This is a genomic window from Baekduia sp. (assembly GCF_035318805.1).
Taxonomy (GTDB): Bacteria; Actinomycetota; Thermoleophilia; order Solirubrobacterales; family Solirubrobacteraceae; genus Baekduia.
This window is the reverse complement of the sequence record NZ_DATHDY010000106.1, coordinates 1-4,986: the sequence shown is the minus strand read 5'-3', so window position 1 is coordinate 4,986 and position 4,986 is coordinate 1. Positions and strand designations below refer to the sequence as shown.

Sequence of the window (4,986 nt, the reverse complement as noted above, 5' to 3'; positions counted from 1 at the left end):
CGGAAATCCCGTCCGGCGATCACCGCCCGGCGGTGTCCTCGGACCTCGATGTGCCAGAGGCACACCTTCGGTCCTGCGTCCTTGCCGGATCGGCGCCGCCGAACGGGATTTCCCGGCGAACGTCCCCGCGCGACCCACTAGCCCCCGCCTCCTTCAGACAGCGCGGGGCGGTCGCCTCCGCGAGGGCGGTCCCCGAACCGGAAGGCGGCCCGGATCCGGTCCCAGAGCCGCGTGCCCCCGCTGCGCGGCCGCCAGCGCGCCGGGGGCGGGACGGTCGTGCGGACCAGCGCGACCCAGTCGTCGAGCGGCAGCTCGCCGCTGATCAGGCGGGCCAGGCCGCTGGTCACCGGCGCCTCGAGGCCGGCTCGCTCGAGGGCGCCCGCGAGCAGCGGCACCGCCTCCAGCGCCTCGACGGCCTGCCCGATGTGCTCGGGGATCTCGGCCGCCGGCACGCCCGCGGCCAGCAGCTCACCGGCGCGGCGGTTGCGGCTCTGGGGCGCCAGCGCGGTGGCGACGAGGTCGCCCGTGCCGGCGAGGCCGATCAGCGACTCGGGCCGCGCTCCCAGCCCCTCGGCGAAGCGCCAGACCTCGGCGAAGATGTGGCCGGAGGCGGCGCCCGCGGCGTTGAGGCCCTGGGCCTCGGTGGCGCCGGCGGCCAGCGCGGCGGCGTTCTTGGCGGCGCCCGCCAGCTCGACGCCGACGGGATCGTTGCTGGCCTCGCACACCACGCCGGCGCGCTGGAAGAACGAGGCCAGGGCGAGCGCGAGGCTCTCGTCGGCCGACGCGGCGACGAGGCCCGCGCCCTCGTCCACCATCTCCCGCGCGTGCGCGGGGCCGCCGACGCAGCCGACGCGATCGGCGCCGAACTGGGCGGCCAAAAGGACGGTCGGCGGCGTGCCCTGGGGTGGCACGAGGCCCTTGGCCAGCGAGACGATCGCGGCGCGCCGGGGCAGGCCGGCGGCGGGCAGGCCGGCGATCACGGTGTCCAGTTGGGCCGACGGGACGGCGAGCAGCACGTAGTCGGCGCGCGCCAGCCCGTCGCCGGCGGTGCCGATCTTCAGGTTGGCCGGCAGCTCGACGCCCGGCAGGTACGCCTGGTTCTCGCGGTCGGCGCTCAGACGCTCGCATTGCTGCGCCGTCCGCGCCTGGAGCGTCGTGCGGACGCCGCCGCGGGCGAGCAGGACGGCGATCGCGGTGCCGAACGAGCCCGCGCCGACCACGACGGCGCGCTTGGCGCCGGGGGTCGGGAGCGAGAGGGACGGCCGCGGGCGGTCGGGCACGCAGCGAGAGTAGATGAACCGCCGCAAGCACCCGTCGCATGGGGGGTGCGACGCTCAAATGGGCGGCCCGCCTGCCGATGACCCAGACATGGAGCGCGCCAAGTCAGGGCTTGCGCGCGCCCGCCGCTGCCGCTGGGCAGACGTCGGCCGCTCTGCCCACCCCGATGCAGCAGCCGCCGGCCGCGAGGCCGCACGCGCCGCGCTGCACCGGCACGACGACGCGGGCCTCCTGATCGTCTTCGCCTCCGGCGCCCACGACCTGCGCGCGGTCGCCGCGGAGATCAGCGACGTCGCCGCCGGCATCCCGGTCGTCGGCTGCTCGTCGACGGGTGAGATCTCCTCCGGCGGCCCGCAGACCGGCTCGGTCGTCGTCCTCGCCCTCGGCGGCGAGGGGCTCACCTTCAGCGCCACCGCGGTCACCGCCACCGACTCGCGCGACGCCGGTGCCCGCGCCGCCGCCTGCGTCGGCGACGTCGCCGACCGTCCCCATCAGGTCCTCCTGCTGCTGGCCGACGGTGCCACGCACCGTCAGGCCGACCTCGTCCGCGGCGCCTACTCGGTCGCCGGCGCCGGGATCCCGCTCGTCGGCGGCGTCGCCGGCCATCCCGACGACGCCGCCGGCTGCGCGCTGATCTACGGCGCGGCCGTGCTGCAGGACGCCGTCATCGGCCTCGCGATCGGCTCCGACGCGCCCCTGGGCATCGGCGTCCGCCACGGCTGGCGCCCCGTCGGCGATCCGATGCTCGTCACCCGCACGGCGCCCGGCCGCGTGCTGGAGCTCGACGGCCGCCCGGCCGCCGACGTCTATCGCGAGCGCGTCGGGCCCGGCGCCGACGACGACGCCGTGGTGCTCGGCCACCCGCTCGGCCTGCGGCGGCGCGTGGGCGAGGCGCACGTGCGCTCGGTCCACCTGGACGGCGCCGTCGATCGCTCGATCGCGGCCGCCGTGCCCGCGGGCGCGCTGGTCTGGCTGATGGAGAGCGATCCCGCCTCGGTGCTCGACGCGACCGACGCAGCCTGTCGCGCGGCGATCGCCGGCCTCGGCGGCGACGACGATCCGCAGGCGCTGCTGCTCTTCGACTGCTCGGCGCGGCGCAGGTTCCTGGGGAGCTCCGCGGACGACGACATCGCTCGCGTCGTCGCCCACGCGGGCGACGCCGCCGTCGCGGGCCTCTACACCAACGGCGAGATCGCGCGGACCCGCGGGATCATGGGCTTCCACCACCAGACGCTCGTCGTGCTGGCGATCGCATGAGCGACGCCGCCGGCAGCTGGGCCGCGCAGCAGCTCGCCGAGTTCCTCGGCGCGGTGTCGGCCTGCGCCGACGAGAGCCTGGCCTCCCGCGAGGGCGTGGAGCGCGCTTCCGAGATCGTCGAGGCGGAGGGAGCGGCGCTGGTGCGCGACGGCGCGATCGTGACCTCGATCGGCTGGCCGCGGTTCGACGTGCCGGCGCGCGCGCTGGTCGCGGTCGCCGCGTCCGGGTCCGGGTCAGTCCCGGTCCCCGGGGCCGGCGACTGCCCGGCCGCGGGAGCGGCGCTCGAAGGCGAGGACGCGTCGCTCGTGGTGGTCCGCGCGGGCGGGGCGCTGACGCACGACGAGCTGACGCTGCTGCGCGGGATGGCCCGCGGCCTCGCGCTGACGATCCGCCTGCTGCGGACGATCGGCGCCGAACGCGCGCTGCGCACCCGGTCCGACCTCCAGGCCGCCGAGAACGTCCGCCTGCTGGAGACGCTGCGCAAGCGTCAGCGCGTGCTCGAGGCCATGGCGCGCATCCAGCGAGCGATCTCCCGGCGCGAGCCGCTGGAGGGCGTGCTGGAGACGATCGTCGGCGCCGCCGGCGAGCTGCTCGGCGACGACGCGCCGGCGCTCCTGCTCGTCGACGCCGACGACCCCGGCTGGCTCACCATCGCCGCCGCGCACGGCTACGACGTCGCCATGATCGAGTCCCACCGCCGTCGCCGGGTCGGCGAGGGCGTCGCCGGGCGGGCGGTCGCCGAGGGCCGGCTGATCGTCACCGAGGACTACCCGCGGTCCGCGGAGGCGATGGGCGGATTCGTCGCCTACGGCGTGCAGGCCGCGATGGCCGCGCCGGTGCACGAGGACGGCCGCGTCATCGGCTCGCTCATCCTGTCGTCCTCGCGCACGGGCCGCGTCTTCTCCCGCTCCGAGCAGGACATGTTGTTGTCCTTCGCCGAGCACGCGTCGCTGGCGCTCACCGACGCGCGCCGCGTCGACACGATGCTGCACCAGGCGCTGCACGACGCGCTGACCGGCCTGCCCAACCGCGCGCTGTTCACCGACCGCATCCAGCACGCGCTGACGCAGGGCCGGCGCCGCGGCACCTCGTGCGGCGTGATCTTCCTCGACCTCGACCGCTTCAAGACCGTCAACGACTCGCTCGGCCACGCCGCCGGCGACGAGCTGCTGGTCTCCGTCGCGCGCCGCATCGACGAGTCGCTGCGCAGCGCCGACACCGCCGCGCGCCTCGGCGGCGACGAGTTCGCCGTGTTGTTGGAGGACTTGGCCGGACCGGAGGAGGCGGTGCTGGTCGCCGAGCGGATCAGCGAGGCGCTGCACGCGCCGGTCGTGGTCCAGGGGCGCGAGGTGTTCGTCAGCGCGTCGGTCGGCATCGCGGTCGGGCGCGTGAGCGCGCAGGAGCTGCTGCGCCAGGCCGATGTCGCGACATACCGCGCCAAGGCTGAGGGCCAGGGCCGCCACCGCATCTTCGAGGAGAGCATGCAGGCCGAGGTCGTGGAGCGGCTCGAGCTCGAGAGCGAGCTGCTGCGCGCCGTCGAGCGCGACGAGATCGCCGTGCACTACCAGCCGGTGATCGCGCTGGACGGGCAGACGCTCGCCGGCTTCGAGGCGCTCGCCCGCTGGACGCATCCCACCCGCGGCCTCGTCCCGCCCCCGCACTTCATCCCGCTGGCCGAGGAGAACGGCTCGATCGTCACCCTCGGGCGCCAGATCCTGCGCACCGCCTGCCGCCAGGCGGCGCGGTGGCTGGAGGAGTTCCCGTCGGCCGAGCCGCGGATCATGTCCGTGAACCTCTCGGGCCGCCAGCTCGAGGACCCCAACATCGTCAGCGACGTCGCCGCGGCGCTGGCCGACTCCGGCCTGCCGGCGTCGGCGCTCGTGCTGGAGATCACCGAGACGGTGCTGATGCACGACACCGAGGCGACGATCGCCCGGCTGACGGCGCTGAAGGCGCTCGGCGTGCGCCTGGCGGTCGACGACTTCGGCACCGGCTACTCGTCCCTGCGCTACCTGCGCCGGTTCCCGATCGACATCCTCAAGATGGCCAAGCCGTTCGTGGACGGGCTGGACACCGACGACGAGGGCCGCGCGCTGGCGCGGGCGATCGTCGAGTTGGCCACGTCGTTGAAGCTCGCGTGCATCGCCGAAGGCATCGAGGACTCCGGCCAGGCCGACGCGCTGCACGAGCTGGGCTGCGGGCTCGGCCAGGGCTTCCACTTCGCCCGTCCGATGGCCCCCGACGAGATGTCCGCGCTCATCGCCGAGCCCGCGGGCTCGGGCCGGACGTTCGCGATGCCGTCGGCCGCCGTCTAAGCCTCGATCCACCGTTTGATCGCGCGTGGGCGGGGTGGGCGGCGTGATCGGCCGGTTGGCCGTCTTGTCGCGGGTGTGTGAGTAGGTCGGAGTCGTGGGCGTGTGCGCGGGGGCCGGTTCAGACCGTCTCGGTGGG

At 75.6% G+C, this 4,986-nt stretch carries 3 protein-coding genes; 2 read left to right on the top strand and 1 reads right to left on the bottom strand.

Annotated elements, in window-relative coordinates; genetic code table 11:
- Positions 1-137: 137 nt before the first annotated feature.
- Positions 138-1,280, bottom strand: a complete 1,143-nt coding sequence (locus tag VK501_RS22200) for an NAD(P)H-dependent glycerol-3-phosphate dehydrogenase (RefSeq protein WP_324341322.1) — start codon at positions 1,278-1,280, stop codon at positions 138-140.
- A gap of 88 nt (positions 1,281-1,368) precedes the next feature.
- On the opposite strand from VK501_RS22200, the gene VK501_RS22195 reads away from it, so the two are divergent.
- Together VK501_RS22195 and VK501_RS22190 are read left to right on the top strand one after the other, a co-directional pair.
- On the top strand, positions 1,369-2,535 hold the full coding sequence (locus tag VK501_RS22195; protein ID WP_324341320.1) for an FIST signal transduction protein: 1,167 nt from the start codon (positions 1,369-1,371) through the stop codon (positions 2,533-2,535).
- The gene (locus VK501_RS22190; protein WP_324341318.1) at positions 2,532-4,850 is read left to right on the top strand and encodes a putative bifunctional diguanylate cyclase/phosphodiesterase; all 2,319 of its coding nucleotides are present in this window, start codon (positions 2,532-2,534) and stop codon (positions 4,848-4,850) included. The genes VK501_RS22195 and VK501_RS22190 overlap by 4 nt, the downstream gene beginning before the upstream one ends.
- Positions 4,851-4,986: the final 136 nt, after the last annotated feature.